This window comes from Anabaena subtropica FACHB-260, from assembly GCF_014697105.1.
GTDB lineage: Bacteria > Cyanobacteriota > Cyanobacteriia > Cyanobacteriales > Nostocaceae > Trichormus > Trichormus subtropicus.
Genome location: NZ_JACJRF010000013.1, coordinates 110,191 through 132,684 on the forward strand (window position 1 = coordinate 110,191; position 22,494 = coordinate 132,684).

19 protein-coding genes and 1 tRNA gene are annotated in these 22,494 nt (G+C 41.3%); 11 read left to right on the top strand and 9 right to left on the bottom strand.

Going from position 1 to position 22,494, the window contains the following annotated elements; all coding sequences use genetic code 11:
• Window positions 1-76: 76 nt before the first annotated feature.
• The 4 genes from H6G18_RS10215 to H6G18_RS10230 form a co-directional block, all read right to left on the bottom strand.
• Window positions 77-895: an ABC transporter ATP-binding protein gene (locus H6G18_RS10215; RefSeq protein WP_190406988.1), complete on the bottom strand. Its 819-nt coding sequence runs from the start codon at window positions 893-895 to the stop codon at window positions 77-79.
• 18 nt (window positions 896-913) lie between these two features.
• Complete coding sequence (locus tag H6G18_RS10220) at window positions 914-1,954, bottom strand: FecCD family ABC transporter permease (protein WP_190406989.1); 1,041 nt, start codon at window positions 1,952-1,954, stop codon at window positions 914-916.
• Entirely contained in the window at window positions 1,951-2,982 is a 1,032-nt protein-coding gene (locus H6G18_RS10225) for a FecCD family ABC transporter permease (RefSeq protein WP_190406990.1), read from the bottom strand. Before H6G18_RS10225 ends, H6G18_RS10220 begins: the two co-directional genes overlap by 4 nt.
• A gap of 442 nt (window positions 2,983-3,424) precedes the next feature.
• Window positions 3,425-4,828, bottom strand: coding sequence for an amidohydrolase (locus H6G18_RS10230; protein ID WP_190406991.1), 1,404 nt, complete (start codon window positions 4,826-4,828; stop codon window positions 3,425-3,427).
• Between the two features lie 82 nt (window positions 4,829-4,910).
• Between H6G18_RS10230 and H6G18_RS10235 the strand changes: the two genes are divergently transcribed.
• The 3 genes from H6G18_RS10235 to H6G18_RS10245 all read left to right on the top strand — a co-directional run bounded on the left by H6G18_RS10235 (window position 4,911) and on the right by H6G18_RS10245 (window position 7,172).
• Window positions 4,911-5,705, top strand: a complete 795-nt coding sequence (locus tag H6G18_RS10235) for a cysteine hydrolase family protein (protein WP_190406992.1) — start codon at window positions 4,911-4,913, stop codon at window positions 5,703-5,705.
• Window positions 5,706-6,161, top strand: a complete 456-nt coding sequence (locus H6G18_RS10240) for a cupin domain-containing protein (protein ID WP_190406993.1) — start codon at window positions 5,706-5,708, stop codon at window positions 6,159-6,161. It abuts the gene before it with no gap.
• 462 nt (window positions 6,162-6,623) lie between these two features.
• Window positions 6,624-7,172, top strand: coding sequence for a pentapeptide repeat-containing protein (locus H6G18_RS10245; RefSeq protein WP_190406994.1), 549 nt, complete (start codon window positions 6,624-6,626; stop codon window positions 7,170-7,172).
• A 146-nt stretch (window positions 7,173-7,318) separates the two neighbouring features.
• Here H6G18_RS10245 and H6G18_RS10250 read toward each other — a convergent pair whose 3' ends face one another.
• Window positions 7,319-7,669 carry a hypothetical protein gene (locus tag H6G18_RS10250; RefSeq protein ID WP_190406995.1) on the bottom strand — a complete coding sequence of 117 codons (351 nt, stop codon included), beginning with the start codon at window positions 7,667-7,669 and terminating at the stop codon, window positions 7,319-7,321.
• A 178-nt stretch (window positions 7,670-7,847) separates the two neighbouring features.
• Between H6G18_RS10250 and H6G18_RS25005 the strand changes: the two genes are divergently transcribed.
• Entirely contained in the window at window positions 7,848-7,970 is a 123-nt protein-coding gene (locus H6G18_RS25005; RefSeq protein WP_277875579.1) for a hypothetical protein, read from the top strand.
• Between the two features lie 564 nt (window positions 7,971-8,534).
• Here H6G18_RS25005 and cobJ read toward each other — a convergent pair.
• A complete protein-coding gene (gene cobJ, locus H6G18_RS10255) occupies window positions 8,535-10,262 on the bottom strand; it encodes a precorrin-3B C(17)-methyltransferase (protein WP_242040262.1) in 1,728 nt (575 codons plus the stop codon).
• Window positions 10,263-10,646: 384 nt separating this feature from the next.
• On the opposite strand from cobJ, the gene recQ reads away from it, so the two are divergent.
• The gene (gene recQ, locus H6G18_RS10260; RefSeq protein WP_190406996.1) at window positions 10,647-12,803 is read left to right on the top strand and encodes a DNA helicase RecQ; all 2,157 of its coding nucleotides are present in this window, start codon (window positions 10,647-10,649) and stop codon (window positions 12,801-12,803) included.
• Between the two features lie 44 nt (window positions 12,804-12,847).
• On the opposite strand, the gene H6G18_RS10265 is transcribed toward recQ, so the two are convergent.
• Window positions 12,848-13,030: a hypothetical protein gene (locus tag H6G18_RS10265; RefSeq protein WP_190406997.1), complete on the bottom strand. Its 183-nt coding sequence runs from the start codon at window positions 13,028-13,030 to the stop codon at window positions 12,848-12,850.
• Window positions 13,031-13,928: 898 nt separating this feature from the next.
• Between H6G18_RS10265 and H6G18_RS10270 the strand changes: the two genes are divergently transcribed.
• Together H6G18_RS10270 and H6G18_RS10275 are read left to right on the top strand one after the other, a co-directional pair.
• Window positions 13,929-15,929 carry an AMP-dependent synthetase/ligase gene (locus H6G18_RS10270; protein WP_190406998.1) on the top strand — a complete coding sequence of 667 codons (2,001 nt, stop codon included), beginning with the start codon at window positions 13,929-13,931 and terminating at the stop codon, window positions 15,927-15,929.
• Window positions 15,930-15,971: 42 nt separating this feature from the next.
• Entirely contained in the window at window positions 15,972-16,424 is a 453-nt protein-coding gene (locus tag H6G18_RS10275) for a YlqD family protein (RefSeq protein WP_190406999.1), read from the top strand.
• A 56-nt stretch (window positions 16,425-16,480) separates the two neighbouring features.
• Here H6G18_RS10275 and H6G18_RS10280 read toward each other — a convergent pair whose 3' ends face one another.
• Window positions 16,481-17,005 carry a hypothetical protein gene (locus tag H6G18_RS10280; RefSeq protein WP_190407000.1) on the bottom strand — a complete coding sequence of 175 codons (525 nt, stop codon included), beginning with the start codon at window positions 17,003-17,005 and terminating at the stop codon, window positions 16,481-16,483.
• Window positions 17,006-17,345: 340 nt separating this feature from the next.
• Between H6G18_RS10280 and H6G18_RS10285 the strand changes: the two genes are divergently transcribed.
• The 3 genes from H6G18_RS10285 (at window position 17,346) to H6G18_RS10295 (ending at window position 21,394) form a co-directional block, all read left to right on the top strand.
• Window positions 17,346-18,632, top strand: a complete 1,287-nt coding sequence (locus H6G18_RS10285) for a dihydrolipoamide acetyltransferase family protein (protein WP_190407001.1) — start codon at window positions 17,346-17,348, stop codon at window positions 18,630-18,632.
• A gap of 124 nt (window positions 18,633-18,756) precedes the next feature.
• Complete coding sequence (locus tag H6G18_RS10290; RefSeq protein WP_190407002.1) at window positions 18,757-19,455, top strand: tetratricopeptide repeat protein; 699 nt, start codon at window positions 18,757-18,759, stop codon at window positions 19,453-19,455.
• A gap of 283 nt (window positions 19,456-19,738) precedes the next feature.
• Window positions 19,739-21,394 (top strand): DUF1565 domain-containing protein, encoded by a 1,656-nt coding sequence (locus H6G18_RS10295; RefSeq protein WP_190407003.1) that lies wholly within the window; start codon window positions 19,739-19,741, stop codon window positions 21,392-21,394.
• A 437-nt stretch (window positions 21,395-21,831) separates the two neighbouring features.
• On the opposite strand, the gene H6G18_RS10300 is transcribed toward H6G18_RS10295, so the two are convergent.
• Window positions 21,832-22,098: a DUF3493 domain-containing protein gene (locus H6G18_RS10300; RefSeq protein ID WP_190407004.1), complete on the bottom strand. Its 267-nt coding sequence runs from the start codon at window positions 22,096-22,098 to the stop codon at window positions 21,832-21,834.
• Between the two features lie 33 nt (window positions 22,099-22,131).
• Between H6G18_RS10300 and H6G18_RS10305 the strand changes: the two genes are divergently transcribed.
• Window positions 22,132-22,203: transfer RNA gene (locus tag H6G18_RS10305), tRNA-Thr, on the top strand.
• The last annotated feature ends 291 nt before the right edge of the window (window positions 22,204-22,494 follow it).

Below are 22,494 nucleotides of genomic sequence, written 5' to 3' on the forward strand. Positions count from 1 at the left end.
GGCGCAGAATTAATGTTTTTGAACGCAGAGGGGCGCGGAGTTAAACGCGGAGGGGCGCGGAGATTTTTTCATCAGATTAATTGCTGGAATATTTGGTTTGTAATTTACTCTCTCCTTTGCGGCCGATGGGAACACACATCGGTGTGCCGACAACTGGGTCAGTAACAACGCGACATTCTAGGCTAAAAACCTCCTGTACCATCTCTTCCGTCATGACCTGCTTGGGTTCTCCAGCCGTGAAAATCCGACCATCTTTCACCGCAACTAGGTAATCAGCATAACGACAAGCTTGATTTAAATCGTGCAGTACCATGACGATAGTCCGTCCCTGATGCTGGTTCAAGTCATACAATAAATCCAAAACTTCTATTTGGTGGGCTAAATCCAAAAAAGTAGTCGGTTCATCTAAGAGTAAAATATCTGTATCTTGCGCTAGTGCCATCGCAATCCAAGCTCTTTGACGTTGACCACCAGATAAGGTATCTAATGCTCTATCTGCCAACTCTAATAAGTCTGTAATTTCTAGTGCCTGTTTGACTATTCTTTCATCTTTGGCTGACCACTGTTGTAACCAATTTTGATAAGGGTAGCGTCCTTGTGCAACCAAATCTCTGACTGTTAATCCTTCTGGTGCAACTGGACTTTGGGGCAAAATTCCCAATCTTTGCGCTACTTCTTTGGTGGAAAGATTAACAATGGAAGTGCCATCAAGATATACTATGCCACCGTGAGGTTTGAGTAACCTGGCCAGACCTCTTAACAGAGTTGATTTCCCGCAACCATTCGCACCAACTAAAGCACTAATTTGTCCGGTAGGTATAACTAAATTGAGGTCACGAATAATTGACACGCCATCGTAAGCTAAAGACAGACCTTTGGTTGATAGTCCTTTCATAATTGATATTTTCCTGGTTTATTTTTTACGATTACGAATTAACAAATAAAGAAAATAAGGAGCGCCAATAGCAGCCGTTACTACTCCACAAGGAATCTCGATAGGTGCAAATAAGGTTCTACCTAATAAATCTGCCGCTACGACAATTACTCCCCCCAACAATGCTGAGGTAGGAATTAAGCCTTGATGATTTGTACCGACCAACTGTCTGCCTAAATGGGGTGCAATTAAACCCACAAAGCCAATCATTCCCGCCGTTGCTACTCCTGCACCTGCCAAGGCTACACCTACAAGCACGAGTAAAGCACGTTGCCGTTCCACCCGACTACCTAAACCTCTGGCAATATCATCTCCTAAATTTAAAGCGTTCAAATGTCTGGCTTGTGTCAAGGCGATGGGGACGAAAATAATTAACCAAGGTAAGAAAGAAAAAACTTGCTCCCAGGTGCGTCCGTAGACACTACCAGCTAACCAAACAAGAGCATCGCTGACGCTGTAAATTTCGCCAAAGGTAATCAGTAGGCTGGTAAAGGCAGAGGCGATCGCTGATAAGCCCACACCCATTAAAATTAGTAAAATGGGGGAACTACCTTGATTCCAAGCTAGGGAGTAAATTAAAGCAGCCATCACCAAAGCACCAGCAAAAGCTGAAAGTGGTAATGCGTAAATTGGTGCTGAGGGAAAAAGTACAATTACTGTGACTGCTGCTAGACTTGCCCCAGCATTGATGCCGATAATACCAGGATCAGCTAGGGGATTGCGTGTCAACCCTTGGAAAATTGTGCCAGAAATAGCAAACGCCACTCCCACCATAAAAGCCACAAGGGTACGGGGTAAACGTAGGTTGTGAATTACGAAGGCATGGTCTGGATTGCCTGTATTTACACCCAAGACGGTTTTGATGATATCTAATGGGGCGATGGGATACTCACCGCGCCCTAGATTTATCACCATCACCAATACAATAATTACCGTCAAACACAACAGCATTGGTGGTACACGTCGGTCAATCCGCAAAGATACCGCCGAAGAACGGATGACTAGCCAATCTACTTTCATTTTTTCACCTTTGACTTAGCCAAGTACACAAAGAAGGGAGCGCCAACCAATGCTGTCATTACACCCACGGGTAATTCCTGGGGTCTGAGTAAGACACGGGCAGCGATATCTGCAACCAAGAGTAAAGTTGCACCTAAGACTGCGGAGTAGGGCAAAATCCAACGATAATCAGCTTTAATGAAAAATCTCACGATGTGGGGAACAACTAAGCCAATAAAGCCAATTGGCCCGGCGAGGGATACGGAACTTCCTGCCAGCAAAACTACGCTGATAGCAGTCATAATTTTTACCCATGCTGTCTTTTGACCCAAGCCTTTGGCTATATCTTCACCAAGACTCATCGTGGTAATTTGTCTACCAAGGGTAAAGGCGAGTGCTAAACCAATAACAACGAAAGGTAATGCTTGCAAAAGGATATTGAGATCCCTTCCAGCTAGGGAACCAGCTAACCAAAAGCGAATTTCTTCTAAGGTTCTTTGACTGACGATCAAAATAGCCGTGGTGAGAGAAGAAATCAGAGCCGTGAGCGCTGCGCCTGCTACGGTGAGATTTAAGGGTGTAGCTCCTCCTCGTCCCAGAGAACCCAGGAAGTAGACTAAGATTGCCGTGGCTCCTGCGCCCAGAAAGGCGACAATGGTTAAAATGCTCAAAGACGAGCTGCCAAAAACAAAAATTGTGGCAACAACTGCCAGTGCGGCTCCTGACTCAATACCCAAAATCCCTGGATCTGCTAGGGGGTTGCGCGTCAAACCTTGCATTAAGGCTCCCGATACAGCTAAGGCCGCACCTACAAGAATAGCAACGAGCGATCGCGGTAATCTGACAGTCTGAATCACTAAGTGTTCATAGGAACCATCAAAGGTGACAAAGGATGCCAAAATCTTCTCCAGAGGTATTTCTGCTGCACCCAGCGTCACACTGTAAATCAAACAAATTAGTAGAATCATTAGTCCCAAAACTAGACCTACTAAAGGTGATATTGGGGGTGTTTTCCAGCCTCTAGGTAATGCTGTGGTTGCTTTTGTCATGCTTTTGCTGTTACTGGCAGAAGATTTTCTGTTTTGGGGTCTAGTTTTTGTCTCTTTATCATTTACACTCTCAACAGTCAACTATTTTGCAAATGCCTTAGTTGATAATATTTTTAGTAAGTTATGAATATCAAATCATCATAATTTTCAGGTTTTACTAAATCTATATGCTTGTACAACCGTGATTTATTTAGATAATACTTTAAACTTATTGCTATCTTTTTTCAACTACTCTACCAAAATATCTTATATTTTCTTGCTATAATTTTCTATTAGGTTGATTTTACAAAGTCCGATGCAAATTAGTATAATTAAATACAATATATGCCGTGAGCGATCGCTATAGGTGTTTTTATTTTTATAAAAAAATGTAGAAACAAGATTAATCTCGTCTCTACATTCATTTTCCGTATAGTTGCCAATAATTAAACCTGTGCAATTTTCATTCTGACAAACCCATAACTGTACGGTAATGCAACTCAAATTGTGCGACAGTTTCAGATGGACGTTTAGTCACCCATTCGCTGAGATTAAATAATTCTTCTCGCAATTTATCAACATTAATCGTAGTTACTTGACCATTAGCAATAATTTGTTTGCCATTGACCCAAGCACTATCAACAACATTAGTAGGACGACCTAAAACCAATAAAGCAATAGGGTCTGTACGGGGAATTAATGATAAATTAGTCAGGTCATAAAGTACTAAATCGGCTTGTTTACCAATACCAATTGAACCAAGTTTATCTGCTAAGTTGAGTCCTTTGGCAGCGCCTAAAGATGCCATTTCTATTGCTTGTCTGGGTGAAATCCAGTATCGATAATCGAAGTCTGTAACGTTATGCAAAATAGAACCAATCTTAATAGCTTCTAACAAATCTTGGGAGTCATTACTAGAAGCACCATCACAACCAAAAGTTACATTTACCCCAGCTTGGCGATATTTTAAAATGGGGGCAATACCACTACCTAAACGTAAATTACTTAAGGGGTTGTGAACTACTGTAGATTGAGTTTCTGCGAGAATGGTAATATCAGCATCATTTAACCAAACACAATGAGCTAAAGAAGTGCGATCGCTTAAAAAACCAATCCGTTGCAGATGGGTAACAGCAGTACAACCGTATTTTTCTTGAGCAAGTTTTTCTTGGGCTTTAGTTTCCAATAAGTGAGAGTGACGACAAAGATTGTAGCGATCGCTTAACTCAATACATCCCTCAAATAACGCATCTGTACACAACTGAATCCCCGTTGGTGCAACTAAAATACTGATACCTTCATCTGGACGATGAAACCGTCTTACCGCCTCCTCGACCAGTTCTAATGTGTCAGATGTGGAACGGAAAAAAGGCTCATGGGTTTGGGTAGATTCCCCGGAAGGTAGCCCAGCCGTAAGGGATTCATCTTGAATTAAAGGGGCGATAAAAGCCCGAATCCCCACCTCTTTGTAAGCGCGGACTGCACTAGCGATCGTTTCTAACTCCTCCCCAGGAATTAGTACCAAGTGATCTACTACACTAGTTCCCCCAGAGAGTAAAGTTTCTACAGCTGTCCCCAAAGCACTCAGATAAACCTTTTCTATATCAACGGGTGCAGAATCATATAACTCTGCTAACCATAACTCTAAGGGAAAAACCGAGATTCCCCCTCTTTGCCACATTTCTGATGAGTGGGTGTGAGCATTGACGAAACCCGGCAGTAACAGCTTATGTTTACCATCAATGGTAGTACCCACAACATCTAAATTTGGAGCAATGGCGGCGATTTTACCGTCCACAATCTGCACGTCAGTGGTGATGTAATCATCATCAGTAGCAATCAAAACATTTTGGATAGTGAAAGTCACGGTTTTAACCTTAATTAAGTAATTAAACGCTCAAGATGATTTCAAGGTACAAAATAGTAATTATCTTGGCTAATACAATTTTATGGATCAGTCTTTACGCACATTGGGAGTAGCACCAAACGCTTGGGTAGTGAATCAAACGATCGCAGATATCACTCGTCCGCCAAAGACCCCACAACCCGTTATCTTATCAACAGAAACCAAAACTCTACGCCTAGACTTAGCCAAAACCGCCATTCTCGTCATTGATATGCAAAATGACTTTTGTCACCCTGATGGCTGGTTAGCGCATATCGGCGTAGACGTGACACCAGCCAGTAAACCCATCGCACCTTTAAATAAGCTATTGCCAGAACTACGTGCTGTTGGTGTGCCTGTAATTTGGTTAAATTGGGGCAATCGTCCAGACCTCATGAATATTAGCGCCAATGTGCTTCATGTTTACAATCCTACAGGGGATGGGGTGGGATTAGGCGATCGCTTACCCAAAAATGGTGCTAGAGTACTGATGGCAGGTAGTTGGGCGGCAGCAGTCGTAGACGACCTCCAGCAATCACCAAAAGATATTTATGTGGATAAATATCGCATGAGTGGCTTTTGGGACACGCCTTTAGATAGTATTTTACGGAATCTGGGAATTACAACATTATTTTTTGCTGGTGTCAACGCCGATCAATGTGTACTGACTACCTTATGTGATGCTAACTTCTTAGGATACGACTGCATTTTAGTCAAAGATTGCACTGCTACAACTTCTCCCGATTATTGTTGGCTATCGACCTTATATAACGTCAAGCAATGCTTTGGTTTTGTTAGTGACTCACAAGCAATGTTCACAGCCCTAAATCATCCTGAAGCAACAGGAGGGGATAAATAAATGCCAGCTACTCGTTGCGTAATTCCAGTTATTAAATCTCCCAAGGACTACCAAGTATATCGTATTAGTCCTCACGATACAAATCGGTTAGCCATTATTTTTGATTCCACCAATGCTAATACTTCCCTAACTTGCTGTGTAGAAATTTTTGAACCAGGTGGACAAACACCACCTAATCGCCATCAATGGGCGGTAGAGATGTTTTTTGTCATCAAAGGGCAAGGTATGGCCATTTGTGATGGCAAGAAAGTTGCCATTAAGGCCGGAGATAGTTTATTAGTACCCGCCACCGGCACCCATCTAATTAAAAATACAGGTTCTACTCGCTTATACACATTAACAATTATGGTTCCCAATGAAGACTTTGCTGAACTAATTCGCAGTGGTACACCTTTAGAGTTAGATGCTGAAGATATGGCAGTACTTAGCAGATTAGATGCCTTGATGCCTTGTTAAAAATAATGTGATCGCCAGATCAGGGACTTCCAACTAAAAAAATATACCACTGCTTTGGTGAGCAGGGGGGGCAGGGGAAGCAGGGGAAGCAGGGGAGGAAAAATCCAACGATAATATTTGCTCTTACCCATTGAATATTTTATTTTCTGGAAGTCCCTAAGCATACTAGAATCATACCAACGAAGCGATCGCCCAGTGCGATCGCTAAAAATCAGATTACACTGGTTTTGAGTAACATCTGAGCAAACAACCACACTCATAAGCCAGCAATCCTTGTATGGTAGGGATTATATTTTTTCATTAAGTAATTGTGCAAAATACTGAAAACGCTAGCACAATAAAACTACAAGTTTCTTCTAAAATTCTAGTTGTTGACAACTCAACAGATTGTCTTTGGTGTGGTGTGGTTAGTGTGGATTCACAACTAGACTTACTTACACACAAAAATTCAGAGGTGTCATTATGGATGCTAATAAGCTCCTAGATTTATATGCAGCAGGAGAAAGGAAATTCCATAGAGCAAATCTGCATCAAGCTAACCTTTACGCTGCTGATTTGAGTGGGACAAATTTTGCCGAAGCTGATTTAAGTGGAGCCAACCTCAGTCAAGCGAATTTGAGTGGATGTAATCTCAGTCGTGCTAATTTAACCGATGCAGACTTGAGTGGTGCTAACTTGAGTGGTGCTAACTTGAGTGAGGTGAACTTCATTGGTGCAGATTTAATCAGAGCCAATCTCAAAGAAAGCAATCTCAGTCGAGCCGATTTACGGACTGCTACTTTAATTTTGGCAAATCTATTCAGAGCTAACCTGAGCGAGGCGGAAATGAGTGGTGCTGATTTGAGTGGCGCTAATCTCAAACAAGCAAATTTGATTGGTAGTAATGTCATGGAAGCAGAACTCAGAGGTGCAAATTTCTCAGGAGCTATGATTACAGAACAAGAACTTACCGGTAGCGTTTTGCGCTTGGGTATCTCCCACAGATGGATAACTTGGGCTGGCTGTCATTGATGGAGAGAAAATACACTAGGGTAACAATAGTCACCCTAATAAAGTTGAGGCAGTCGCTAACCGACTGCCTCTCATATTGTCATTAAATGACAATACCCAGATATTGTGGATGTCAGTCACTGACATTTCCTTTGCTTGGGTAACTTTTAGTACACTAAGGGAGTGACACCGCGCATTTTGCGTAAAGAATTAATGCAAGCAGGACAGTCGCAGTCAAACAAGGCAACGGCGATATCACTTTCTGCGATATTGAATTCCAACATGGGAGTCTCATCTTGTGAAAATTCTATTTCTCGCTCATATTGAGGCACTTGAGCTAAAACAGAAGCTCTAGCACAAACTAATCCTACTCTATGTTTATTTCTAATACAGGTTAGTCGGTCTGTGTTTTTGACTTCTGGCTCAATTGCTTGTGCTTGATTAACCACAACGGTCATAGACAAGATAGATGCTATCAAAACAGGACTAGAAATTAAGGTCAAGATGAATTTATTCATGGGGTTCCTTGGAAATTAATTCTGACAACTCAGAATACTCCGATTAAATCTTACAGTGACAATGATTGTCCATCAGGAGATTATGTTGCCTCATCAGCCCTTGTTTTTGGGATATGGTAGGGACAGGTGACAAGAGTATTGTTACTTATTTATCATTGAATCAAATAAATATATGTAGATGATTAGCTCATATTATAGTAAACAAATTTTATCATCTAGCGATGACTTCCGGTTGGTCAAAGACCATAGCCATCGAGAAACTACTGTAGCCAGTTTCCAATTACGAGATTTAACTCACTAAAATAAGAAATACTATAAGTAACTTGGCACAATAAAACCAAATTATGTGAATAACAGTTTTCGGCAATAAAAAATGCCTGCGTGTGCAGACATTGATGAGGCTTTCTGTCACTGTAATCGGCTACAATCATGTTTGAATCATGATGTTTTTATTTTTGCGAATCTAAAATAATAAATCAATACTATTAAGCCATCATTTTAGACATAAATAATTGAATTATATCTTCATTGCCGCAGTTTTATGAACGTAATATCCAAGGTAAATACACAATTATCATGCTTCAAACTATAGGTATATGATGTTTTTTGCAGTCCATGTTTCCGTAAAGTATCATCTAGCAAATAATGATATATTTTTCTAGTTATTTTATAGACACAAATGAGATATTTAGGTCTGCAAAAATTTATTTTCTAACCCATTTTTTCAATTATAAAAGTAGAGGTGGTCAGGTTAATATCCCCAGAAATTCCCAGTTCTGGGGTTTTACTTTATTCACAAATTCAAGTAATAATATTTTGTATTCTTTTACTCCTCCATAACCTACTCGGCTGAATTTGCCAATCATCAACCAGCACTATATCGACGGGGTGTATAAACACAGAGACTATCATCAATACGCTGAATAATCCGGGTTTGTGTGGAACCAACAAGGATGACTGTCCGCATATCAGCGCTATCTGGTACTAGTTGATCAAGAGTGATTACTTTTACAGTTTGTCCTGGTCTGCTAATATTTCGTGCTAATACTACCGGAGTAGAGGGTTTTCTATATCGCAATAATATATTTCTCGCTTCTGCTAATTGCCAAGTGCGCTCTTTAGAAACAGGATTGTAAAAAGCAATGACAAAATCAGCTTGGGCTGCTGCTGCAATGCGTTGTTCAATAATTGACCAGGGCTTCAAGATGTCAGATAGAGAAATAGCACAAAAATCATGTCCCAAGGGTGCGCCAATGGTAGCGGCGGCGGCTTGCATGGCGGAAATCCCTGGTGCAACATGAATGTCAATACTCTCCCATTCTGGTTTAGAGTGATAATCAAGGACTTCAAACACAGCAGCCGCCATTGCATAGATACCAGGGTCGCCAGAAGAAACGACAGCCACGTATCGCCCAGTCGCAGCTAAATCAAGTGCCATTGTTGCTCGTGCCAGTTCTTCGCGGTTGTCTGACTCGTGGCGTTGCTTACCCTCAGCCAGGGAACCAACTAAATCTAAATAAGTTTTGTAACCTACTAGGTCAGTGGCTGACTTGAGTATTTCCTTCACCTCAGGAGACATCCATTGTGAACCGCCAGGGCCAGTACCAATAATTGCTAATCGCCCCCGTGGTTGACCAATAGTATTAGGGTCGATGGTTTGGGGGGAAATGGTTATCGCTAGATGGGAAGATGAAGAAATTAATTGACCAGATTTACCTGTGGCGGTTAACGCTGCTGCTTGGGCAACACTATAACCTTGTGTGAGTAAGGTTTCTAGTTGATTTAATGTGAAAAATCGGGTTGGTACACCGAAGACATGAGCTACAGCGTGAATTGCTGGGCTAGAGGCAATAGTGATGGGTGCAAATACTCCAGCAATTGATGCAGGTACAAGTCCAGCGTCGGCTAGTAACTCTTGTATTGAGTCTACAGTAACAGAGGTGTCAGTGAGAGCGATCGCTACAGTTTGGGGATGATACACCAGACAATTCGCTGTGGGAGTCACCAAGCGTTCTGTCACCTGGATAGTTAAATCTCCTTTAGGGTCAATAGGTAACTGACTATTACTTAACCAAGGGGCTGTTCCTAACAACTTTACCTGCGCCCCTGCTAACAAATCTGAGATGAATGTCTTTGCGTCGTCTGGGTTTGCTAAATGATATCCAGGGGGAGGAGATAACAAGGCTGTGCGGAAACGAATATCACCTGTTGTGGTGATTGCTGGTTTAACCTCAAGTACCTCAGCAATACGTCGTGATAAATCATTCACTCCATTAAGTCCACCCAACAAAGGCACAACAGCGCTACCATCCTCCGCCACAGCCAAGACTGGCGGTTCTTGGCGTTTGTCAGAAATCAGGGGTGCTAGTGTTCTAATGAGAATACCCGCAGCACAGATACCTATAATCGGTGTTCCGCCAACAAACAACTCTCGTAGTGTTTCACCAAAATTCGTAAAGCTAACATCAACCCCAGAGGTTCGTCCTGCTAAACCGTACAGCGTCGCCCCTGGTAAAACGCCGATGATTTTACGGGCTATTTCCACACTATTTTGACCCAATACTACAACAGCAGGTGCAACCTTCATCATCATGAGACTTCTTGAACTTGAATAGATATCGTACAAATTTGATATCTTTCAAATCAAACCACAGATATAGACTGATACCAATTTAAAATTCAAAATTTGTCTTAAAAAGTTGAGCCATTCCGTTGCGGAGGTTCCCCCATTGTAATAATTATTTTAGTAACTATTTACTCGAAATCTGAGCAGAAAGACATCTCAGCAGAAGAAATTCAACAAATATTAAGTGATTTTACTGTTCAAAATCAAGGATAATAAGCGATCGCTGCTGTGGTGAAAAACTTAGAGACACGGAAACACAGAGAAAAATCTATAACTTGCAGGCGGGAGATTGTTAAAATCCTGTTATCCTCGTAAACACTCAGGCAGAAGGCCATCACAAAAGCGATCGCTATGCTTCAGTATCCCCATCTCGAACAAGCGCTAAAATATCACTTCGGTTATGATAACTTCCGCCCTGGACAACGGCAGGTAATTGAAGATGCGCTACAAAATCGAGATTTAATGGTAGTGATGCCTACAGGTGGGGGAAAGTCTTTGTGCTTTCAGTTACCTGCATTGATGAAGCAGGGATTAACTGTGGTGGTATCACCATTGATTGCTTTGATGCAAGACCAAGTGGAAGCACTGCGAAATAATAACATCTCTGCCACTTTCCTTAATAGTAGTTTGAATGCTTATAAAGTGCGATCGCGTGAAGAAGCCATCCTCAATGGTAAGGTAAGATTACTCTACGTCGCTCCGGAACGTCTCCTTAGTGAAAGGTTTCTGCCGTTTCTCGATTTAGTCAACGAAAAAGTTGGTATATCTATCTTTGCCATCGATGAAGCGCACTGTGTCTCTGAGTGGGGACATGATTTCCGTCCAGAATATCGCCAGTTAAAATCTCTGCGGAAACGTTACCCAAATATTCCCGTCCTTGCCCTTACCGCCACAGCCACAGATCGCGTCCGTGCTGATATCATTCAACAATTGGGGTTAAAGCAACCAAGTATTCACCTTGCCAGTTTTAATCGCCAAAATCTTTATTATGAAGTCCGCCCCAAAAGTAAACAAGCTTATGCTGAATTATTAGAATTAATTCGAGATACTGAAGGTTCAACTATTATTTATTGTTTAACTCGTAAAAAGGTCGAAGAACTAACATTTAAACTGCAAAATGATAAGATTTCAGCTTTATCTTATCATGCCGGATTACCTGATGATGAACGTAGCAAAAATCAAACGCGATTTATTCGGGATGATGTGCGGGTGATGGTAGCAACTATCGCCTTTGGGATGGGGATTAATAAACCAGATGTGCGGTTAGTTGTTCACTTTGATATTCCCCGAAATTTGGAAAGTTACTATCAGGAATCAGGTAGGGCTGGTAGAGATGGGGAACCATCACGCTGTACAATCTTTTTTAGCTTTGGTGATATTAAAACTATTGAATGGAGTATTGAACAAAAAACTGATCCTCAAGAACAGTTGATCGCTAAACAACAACTGCGACAGATGATAGACTACGCTGAAGGGACAGACTGTCGTCGCACTATTCAATTGGGTTATTTTGGCGAAAGGTTTCCTGGTAATTGTGGTAACTGTGATAATTGCCGTTACCCCAAACCGATGCAAGATTGGACAATTGAAGCGATGAAGTTTCTATCTTGTGTGGCGCGTTGTAAAGAAAGATTTGGGATGCTACACATAATTGACGTGTTGCGGGGGGCAAAAAAAGACAAAATTATCCAATACGAACACGACAAACTTTCTACCTACGGGATTGGCAAAGATAGAAGCGTAGATGAATGGCGGACTCTAGGAAGATCACTTTTACATCAAGGTTTATTGGAACAAACCAGCGATGGTTACTCAGTTTTAAAATTAAACGCCCTCAGTTGGGAAGTGATGAAGCGACAACGCCAAGTTTTTCTTTCTGTTCCTGTAGCCCAAAAGCTGAGTTTAGTAGAGGAGAGTCCCAAATTTGAAGAAGCAGAAGCATTATTACATAGATTGCGATCGCTCCGTAAGCAACTCGCTGATGAACAGTCTGTACCACCTTATGTAATTTTCCATGATTCCACCCTCAAATTAATGGTACAGGTACAACCCCAAACTTTAATCGAATTTTCCAAACTCTCTGGCGTTGGTAGTCACAAATTAGCCCAATATGGCGACAAGTTCATTGCTGAAATTCGCGCCTACCGCCAAGAAAAAAATCCTCAAGAAAAACCCGTTAAGGTTTCACCTTCCGCAAGTGTAATTTCTGATAGCGAATTACACACATTACAACTACATCAACAAGGTTTAAGTATTGCCGAAATTGCCCACAAACGCAAACTTAGCCCTTCAACAATTTCTACCCATTTAGGTAAACTAATTGAAAAAAATCAGCCAGTGGATTTAAATCAATTAGTCCCATTGGAACATCAACAAAAAATTTGGCAAGTTTTAGAAGTTCTTGGTGATATAGCTTTGACACCCATTAAAGAACAGTTGGGTGAAAGCTACACCTTTGAGGAAATTCGCCTAGTGCGAGAAAAATGGCGGCGACAAAATCGCAAGTAGTCAATAATCAACCAATTTTGATTTGGGATTTTAGATTCTCTTCCTTAAGAAGCTACATCTACATAGTTGGGAATGTTAGAACTAGAATCTTGTGAATTTATAGCAGACTGTTTGGGTAAATTATTTTGAGGTTTTTTCTGGGACTGGATTACAGATAAGAGCTTTGGCAAAGCAATACAGACAATAGCATTTACTAATGTTAAGAGGATACCGTCTATTAAATTCATGTAAAACTCCCTTTTTAAAAACTTTTATTATCTTTTATCTAGTTTGAAACAAAATTTGTACTATTGATTAGATTCGTGAATTTAAATTGCTTCTACATTCCATAAGGTTCATCTATGTATATTTTTATTAAGCAGAATTGTTAAAAATCCATAATTGTATGCACACATCACAGTAGATTGATCAAAAATCAAATATTAGTCTTATATAAAAAATAAGTTTGACTTGTAGTAAGAACTGGAGTCATTTTTAGGACTAAAGTCCTTACTACAAACCTTAAATTATTTAGAATGTCCTGTTTAATGGTTAATAGGTTGATTGCCTATTATCAAACAAGTTCATTGAATTGATGTGAGAAAGAAACTGGCTTGAATTGTGCAGAGATGTCAAGCTAATAAATTCCTTCAATTCTGAGAACATTTAGCACAGAAATGCGGACTAAATTTACAGAATTGACTCCCTGTTATGGCATAAGTGGTGCAGTAGGGAAAACTGGTAATTCCCATACTATTTGGCAGAGATTGTGCAACTTGAGATACTCTTTGTGTCCGTTTGCTCTTGGGAGAAGAGAGAATCAATGATAGAAGCTTAGGGAGTACCAAACAAGCAACAACATTGATCAGTGTTAGTAAGAAAGCATCTAGTAACCCTATAGGTAATCACCCCCTTTACATAATTAGGTGGCCTCTGTCGTTCACTTTTCTTTCAGTGACTCATAACTTCAGAACCATCAGCCTGGAGTTATATAAACTAACTTTAACATAAGTTTTTATCAATGCAACCGTGGAGGTCACAAAACTGCATACACTCAAGGTGATGTAGATATGGAAAAGAGATATTCTAACCTAATAGCAGAATTACTTTAGACAAAACAATTTATTCAATTTGAGGTAATGGGTTATGACGAACACTCAACAAGGATCTTTCTTGCTATCCGATATTACAAAGCAACAGAGCAAAGAAATACAACGCTTGGTAGATTATACAAATGTAGAGTCGCTACCTGAAATTTGGCCTATAGCTGCCAAGCAATTTGGTCAGACTTTAGCCCTCTACAATCCCCATGCTAAACCGGAAGTCAAAATTACTTATCAGCAACTAGCAGAAAAAATACAGCTATTTGCATCGGGATTGCAAGCGTTGGGAGTGCAAGCAGGCGATGGCGTTTCGCCCAGCGTAGCTGATCGCATTTCCCTAATAGCTGATAATAGTCCCAGGTGGTTCATTGCAGATCAAGGCATTATGACGGCTGGCGCAGTCGATGCGGTGCGTAGTTGCCAAGCAGAGAAGGAAGAATTACTCTATATTATCGCTCATAGTGGCAGCACAGTTTTAGTTCTCGAAGACTTAAAGACATTCAATAAACTGCAAGATAGACTCCACGACTTACCAATTCACCTGGTAGTCTTGCTTACCGACGAAACACCACCGACAGAACAAAACCTCAGAGTGTTGAATTTTTCCCAATTAATAGAAGTTGGTAAAAACCATACCTTTGTTCCAGTCAAACGGAAACGCGATAATCTGGCAACATTAATTTATACTTCTGGCACTACGGGAAAACCCAAGGGCGTAATGCTCAGTTACAGTAATCTCCTCCACCAAGTCACAACATTCCGAACAGTAATTCAACCAAAAGTAGGCGATACGGCTCTCAGCATTTTACCCAGTTGGCACAGCTACGAACGGACTGTTGAGTATTATTTACTGTCTCAAGGTTGCACACAAATTTATACTAATTTACGCTCAGTAAAAGGCGATTTAAAAGAGTATAAACCCAATTACATGGTGGCTGTGCCGCGCTTGTGGGAATCAATTTATGAAGGAGTACAGAAACAATTCCGCGAACAACCAGCGAAAAAACAACGCCTGATTAAGTTTTTATTGGGCATGAGTGAAAAATATATTAGAGCCAAAAGAATTGCAGCAGGTTTAAGTTTAGATCATCTCCACAGTTCATCGATGGAACGATTAACAGCTAAAACAATAGCATTTGCTTTGTTACCCTTCCATGCTTTAGGGGAAAAACTAGTTTATGGCAAGGTAAGGGAAGCCACGGGAGGAAGAATTAAACAAGTAATTAGCGGCGGCGGTGCGCTACCAAGGCACATAGACACCTTTTTTGAAATTATTGGCGTGCAGATTCTGCAAGGCTATGGTTTAACAGAAACATCCCCAGTCACCAATGTGCGCCGTCCTTGGCGTAATTTTATCGGCACATCCGGACAACCAATCCCCGGCACAGAAGTTAAAATCGTAGACCCTGAGACTCGCCAGCCTTTACCAGTTGGACAACGAGGCTTGGTGTTATTGAAAGGGCCACAAGTCATGCAAGGCTATTACCAAAACCCAGAAGCAACAGCCAAAGCCATTAATCCTGAAGGTTGGTTTGATAGCGGTGACTTGGGATGGCTAACACCAGATAACGAACTAGTGCTGACTGGTAGGGCAAAAGATACAATTGTTTTGTCCAATGGGGAAAATATCGAACCGCAGCCAATTGAGGACGCGTGTTTGCGATCGCCCTACATTGATCAGATTATGCTAGTTGGGCAAGACCAACGCAGCATTGGTGCTTTAATTGTCCCCAACGTAGAAGCTTTACAAAAGTGGGCAGAAAGCCAAAATCTCGTCTTGAGTCTAGAGGATGATAATTTAAGCTCCTCATCCAGTCAAAAAATTAACCTGGAGAGTAAAATGATCCAGGGTTTATTCCGGCAAGAATTGAATCGGGAAGTGCAGAACCGTCCAGGTTATCGCCCAGATGACCGTGTTGGGCCGTTTAAACTGATTCTGGAGCCATTTTCCATTGAAAACGGCTTAATGACACAAACGCTGAAACTCCGGCGACACGTTGTCACAGAACGCTACCGCGATATTATCAACGCCATGTTTGCCTGATAATTCCACACTACAAACTATTTAGAGTGAACGCGAAATCTTATGACAGATGTCTCCAACCCTCAATTGCTGCTAAAGCGTGTTGTTAACGTGAAAGTTATCGTCACTCCCCTCTGGAAAGAGGAAGTACAACAGCAATTGCAAGCACAAATTAACCAAATTGACCAGCAACTGCAACAATTAGATCAAGAAGGACAAAGAGCGATCGCTGCCATTCAAAAGCAAAGTCTCCAGCCACCAGGGCCCCAAACCCTCCAACAAATTGACAATATCCAACTCCAAATCAATCAAAAGAAAAGCGAATTTCTCGAACAAAAAAACCAAATGCTGCAAAATCTCCAGCAAGTACAAATGCTTGAGTTGGATCAAGAAGTCAATCAATTTCAAATGGAAGGTTTCTTCCGCGTCGAACGTGGCGATAACTTGATTAGTAAAATGCAGGTGGAAATTGTCATCCGCGATGGTGTTGTCGAAGATATTCGTGGCGATGTTTAAACGTTGCCAATTGTGAGTTTTAACTTGAGATTCCTCACACCACACAGTTAACTCATTTAATCACAACGTTGAGTTAATTTATTTAAGGGTTGGTTGCCATTTTGACATGATATTTGGGAACCAACCCAAACTATTTGCCAGACGGGGGGAGAACTTGCCAAAAGCGATCGCCCAAAACTGTTCATCTCTAACCGATATCTGATTTTCTCAGATGTATCTTTACTCTTTGAGACTTGTGTAACTGTTACCAAAGCTTGATTAGGTTGGGGATAAGCTACCTCTACTTTGCGCTTAACACTAGATGAGGTCACGTCATCCAGAAAATTTACAGCCAAAGTCTCAGGGTCACTACCTTGGAGCGTAGAATTGATTCTCTCTAAGGGTATATTTTCATATTGAATCCGCTCTGGATCATGCAAAACTTCCTGAGAGTTTTTCACAACTGATAATTGCTGTGGTTGACTACTGCTGTTATCTACAATCAATGTAGAATTTTGGTACTGATGAAGATAAACACCAGCACCCGCAGTAGCAAAAAGACTAAGCAGCAAAATCAAAAACAACTTCAATTTTCCCGACATAGAATTAAATTCAGTATTTCAACAACACTAATTCTGAATATTGGGTTCTTAATTGAACTCAAAATCCTAAAACCTATCATCTACCTTGGGAAAGCATCTGTGTAATATTGATTAGTCATAAGCAACACAAATACACACAACAATCTTATTGCCATAGACTCCAACTTGATAATGAAGTTCCAAGTACCCAGTCAACAACAAGATCCAGCAACAACTCACAACTAACACACGCGGTGCAATAAAATAGAAAATCTCAACCATAAAATTCTCGTACCAAGATACAATTCGATCTGGCAAAAGCTGTTAAATTCCTTAAACCCATTGATTCTGAAACCACCCTATGAGCATTCACGAAATCTTCATGCCGGCGCTTAGTTCCACCATGACCGAAGGCAAAATCGTCTCCTGGGTGAAATCGCCAGGCGATAAAGTGGAAAAAGGCGAAACAGTGGTGGTTGTCGAGTCAGACAAAGCAGATATGGACGTAGAAACCTTCTATGAAGGGTATCTCGCCCACATCATTGTAGAAGCTGGTGATAGCGCACCTGTAGGAGCTGCGATCGCTTACGTCGTAGAAACCGAAGCCGAAATTGAAGCCGCCAAGTCTCTAGGCCGTTCTGGTGGCACTGCGGCTACTCCCACCGCCACCCCTGAACCAGTTGCAGCCGCCGTAGGTGTACCAGCCACAGCATCGCAAAACGGCTCTAACCACCGTGAGGGAAGGCTTGTAGCTTCACCCCGCGCCCGGAAATTGGCGAAAGAATTGAAAGTTGATTTGACCAATCTCAAAGGTAGTGGCCCCTACGGTCGGATTGTTGCCGATGACATAGAAGCGGCTGCTGGTAAAGTCAAGCAACCAGCCACCGCACCTGCTGCAACACCAACCGTTACCCCGGTTGCACAGCCAGCACCACGGACTCACGCACCCGTACCCGCACCAGTAGCAGCGACATCTGGGCAAGTAGTACCATTCAACACCCTACAAAATGCCGTCATTCGTAACATGGTGGCAAGCCTAGATGTGCCTGTGTTCCGTGTAGGTTACACAATCACCACCGATGGTTTAGACAAACTCTACAAACAAATTAAATCTAAAGGCGTGACCATGACAGCGCTACTAGCGAAAGCTGTAGCGATAACATTACAAAAACACCCATTGTTAAATGCCAGCTATTCAGACCAGGGTCTTGTTTACCATCCCGATATTAATGTTGCCGTAGCTGTGGCAATGGATGGAGGCGGTTTAATTACACCAGTGTTAAAAAATGCCGACAAGGTAGATATTTACTCACTATCACGCACCTGGAAATCTTTAGTAGACAGAGCCAGAAGCAAACAACTACAACCAGATGAATATAGTGGTGGTAACTTTACCCTGTCCAACTTGGGGATGTTTGGCGTAGATACCTTTGATGCCATTTTACCCCCAGGACAAGGTTCAATTTTAGCGATCGGCGCATCTCGTCCGCAATTGGTAGCCACCACTGATGGTTTGTTTGGTGTCAAACAACAAATGCAGGTAAATATTACATCTGATCACCGGATTATTTACGGTGCTGATGCGGCGGCATTTTTACAAGACTTAGCTAAGTTAATTGAGACTGATGCTCAATCTTTGACGCTTTAAAGGGTGTGAGGGTGTGAGGGTAGAATTTTTCTTTATTCTTACCACTACACCCCTAAACCCATACACCCCTCGCCTCGGTTTATGATAGGTATGATTACCTGAACATGATTGAGAGATTGGGGCGATGAAGCAAAAAAACCAAATGGAAACAAGATTTGTTCAACCTCTTAGCTGTCTAACACTGAGTATCATCACAACCATTGGTATATTGCCTCCTGCAACAGCACAGGAACCGTCGCCAGCTAAATTAACCTGTGAGGAAGTTTTAAGCAACGCAGAACAAAAACCGCGACAGAAGCAAGTACAAAAACTAGCACAGTTTGCCGATCCACAAGAAGAGCGATCGCAACTTATTCAACAAGCGAATGCCTTATTCAATCAAGGTAATTTACCAGGTGCAGAAGAAACCCTGTGTAAATTTCTCAAAAAATACCCAGATGATTCCTTTGGACACTTTCAATTAGGAAATGTATTCTTTCGTGGTAAAAAATTAGAACCAGCAATCAGTGCCTATCGAGAAGCCATTCGTCTCAGACCACGATATGCCGTAGCTTACAATGCAGTTGGTGTGGTTTACGCTAGTCAAAGTCGCTGGAATGATGCGATCGCTGAATATCAAAAAGCTTTGGAAATTAATCCCGACTATGGCGATGCTCTAACTAATGTAGCTTTAGCATTGTGGCAAACAAATAAAAAAGATGAAGCCCTAGCTTCCTTAGAAAAAGCCTTAAATATTTTCCAAAAACAGAATAGAAACGAGAAAGCCAACCAAGTCCAGCAATTATTGCAGAGAATCAAAACCTCTGATGATAATATTTCATAACTGATGAGAGCTTACCGATGAAAACTAATAATCAAGGGCTTGGGCAAGGGGTATAAGGGTATAGGGTGTAAGTTTAAAAACCTTTACACCCTGACAGCCTACCGAAAAAGTTTCATTTGTTAGTTAAGTTTTCTACATTAAATAAGAAAAATTTATGTAATTTCTTACGAAACTTAGCTGCGAATTTGCTAGTCATCCGGTATAGTTTGGCAGGGGTTTTTAGCTAAATATCTGCTAAATAGCCCCATTAAACCAATTGATCATCAGCAAATCACAGCAAAACATGAAACATCAGGGGTTTAACTTTTCTTCATTAAGAAATTTACTCTCGGTTTTATCCTTACCAACCGGAATCACAGCTTTATTAGTTGCTTCTAGCGGGTTCATGCTCATACCTAGTGGGGTTAATGCTGGTGCTGCACCAATTTTGACAGCACAAGTTCCCACAACAGCATCAGTAATTTATGTCAACCCAACAACAGGTGCAGATACATCTGGCGCTGGTGCTACAGCAGCAACACCCTACAAAACAATTGCCTTCGCCCTCAATCAGGCGCAAACAGGGACTGTTATTCAATTAGCACCAGGAAACTATAGCAGTGAAACTGGCGAACAATTTCCCTTAATCCTCAAACCAGGGGTAACACTGCGGGGTGATGAATCATCTAGAGGTCAAGGTGTCTTGATTACAGGCGGCGGTTTTTATACTAGTCGTACCTTTGCCCGACAAGACATTACCATTTTGGCTAATAACAATACAACGATCGCAGGTATCACTGCCACTAATCCTAATCAACGTGGTACTGCTGTATGGGTAGAATCTAGCAATCCCAATATCAGAAACAATACTTTTACTAATAGTGTCAGGGAAGGCGTTTTCGTTACCGGTACAGGAAATCCCATAATTGAAGGTAATATTTTTATCCAAAACAAGGGTAACGGAATTTCTGTAGCCAGAACAGCTAGTGGTGAAATCCGCAATAACTTATTTCAGGATACTGGTTTTGGGATTGCCGTGGGCGGTACTTCTACACCTTTAATCTCAGAAAACCAGATTGTGCAGAACCAAGATGGTCTATACATCTCAGAGACAGCCAAACCTATTTTGCGTAAGAACGTCATTCAAAACAACAAGCGAGATGGCGTGGTAGTAACTGTAAATGCCGAACCAAACCTCGGCACTAATGAAAATCCTGGCGGTAACTTGATTCGTAGCAACACTCGTTATGATGTAAATAATGCCACCAAAACCATCCGCATTCTAGCTGTTGGTAACGATATTGACCAAAAAAAGATTTTTGGTCAGGTAGATTTTGTGGCTGCTACGGTTGAACAACCCCCAGGTCAGGCTACAGCCTTTAGAGATGTACCTGCAAATTACTGGGCAAAGGGTTATATTGAAGCCTTAGCTTCCCAAAATATTATTGCGGGTTTTCCTGACGGCACTTTCAAACCCAATGACCCAGTAACCCGCGCTCAATTTGCCACCATTGTCACCAAAGCTTTAACACCACCAGTTAAACGCAGCGCCATTAATTTCCGAGATGTCAGCAGCAATTTCTGGGCTTTTGCCGCAATTCGCTCTGCATACCAGAGTCAATTTGTTTCTGGTTATCCCGATGGGACATTCAAACCACAGCAGGAAATTCCTAGAGTCCAAGCATTGGTATCTTTAGCTAATGGATTGGGCTTAACTGCCAACAATCAAAATGTCATTTCTATCTATTCTGATGCTGGTCAAATTCCTGGTTATGCGGTTGGGCCGGTCGCAGCTGCTACTACACAGCAATTAGTAATCAACTATCCCACGGTTAGTCAACTTAATCCGAATCGCCCAGCTACCAGAGCAGAAATTGCTGCCTTTGTTTACCAAGCATTAGTTAGTGCTGGACGCGCACAACCACTTCCTTCATCTTACTTAGTTCAAGCTCCCCAGTAGATATTAGTCAAGAGTCAATAGTTCATAGTCAATGACCAACGACAACTGACGCACACAGTGCAGTAAAAAAAAATTTCAAGCGCCGGACAAAGTTATACTTGTTCGGCGCTTGAAAGATTCTGGCTTTTTTTAACTTGGGGGTCTTTAAATTTATTTGACCCCATTGAAAGTTATGGGCTTATATTCAGGATCTTTATATTCGCTGACCCCGTTTGAACAATTATTAGTGTCTCAGAAAATTTTAGATTTTTTAATTTCCTAATATTTTTTTTATTTTTTCTCTTTTCTCTCCTTTCTCTTTCAGAATCTATAAAATATAACTTTTTTGAACTAAAATTACGATAAATTAAAGGGCTAACATAAACGTATTTTCAGACAAAATAAGTACTTTTACTCAAACATTAAGTAACGCATTCCTGTTCAAACTGTTATGTTGCTTATCTCTTTTGGCGGCTTTGTTCCCATCGCCAGAGAAAAATCATCAGAGTAACGATTCCTACTTGAAGAGCAAAGTTAGGTAAAGTATTTTCTAAGTCTCGCCCAGCTAATAGTTGAAAGAAAAAGATAAACGCCCCAATAAAGCCAGAAGCACCAAACCCAACATAGAGAAGTTGCCGTAAGCCGCGATATGGAGCTGCTATTTCTGCTTTAAGACGGGCATATTGTTCAGGATTAAGACGCTTTTTGGGATTTGGTTCCACCATAAGTAAATAATGCTATAATCTTTTATCGTATATGCCGATGTGGCTCAGTGGTAGAGCAGCTGATTCGTAATCAGCAGGCCGTGGGTTCAAATCCCATCATCGGCTTAGGTTTCAGAAAATAATGTTTTTGTTTTGACCGAATTGTACGGTGACTAATTATTTGTCGTCGGTGACAGATTAATGTCGCTGTGACAAATTATTGTCATCAAACCTAGTAATTCGCTTCCATATTTGCTGGTGACAAGTTATTGCCATCTTTCTGAAAAGCAACAATTTATATTGGAGCTTATACCAGTTTAATATGAAGGTGCATATAATAGAGGAAACAAACTCGATAAATTAAAATAACCATGAGCCGCACTTTTAAGATTGAAATCGCAGAGAGCGAAGAAGAAC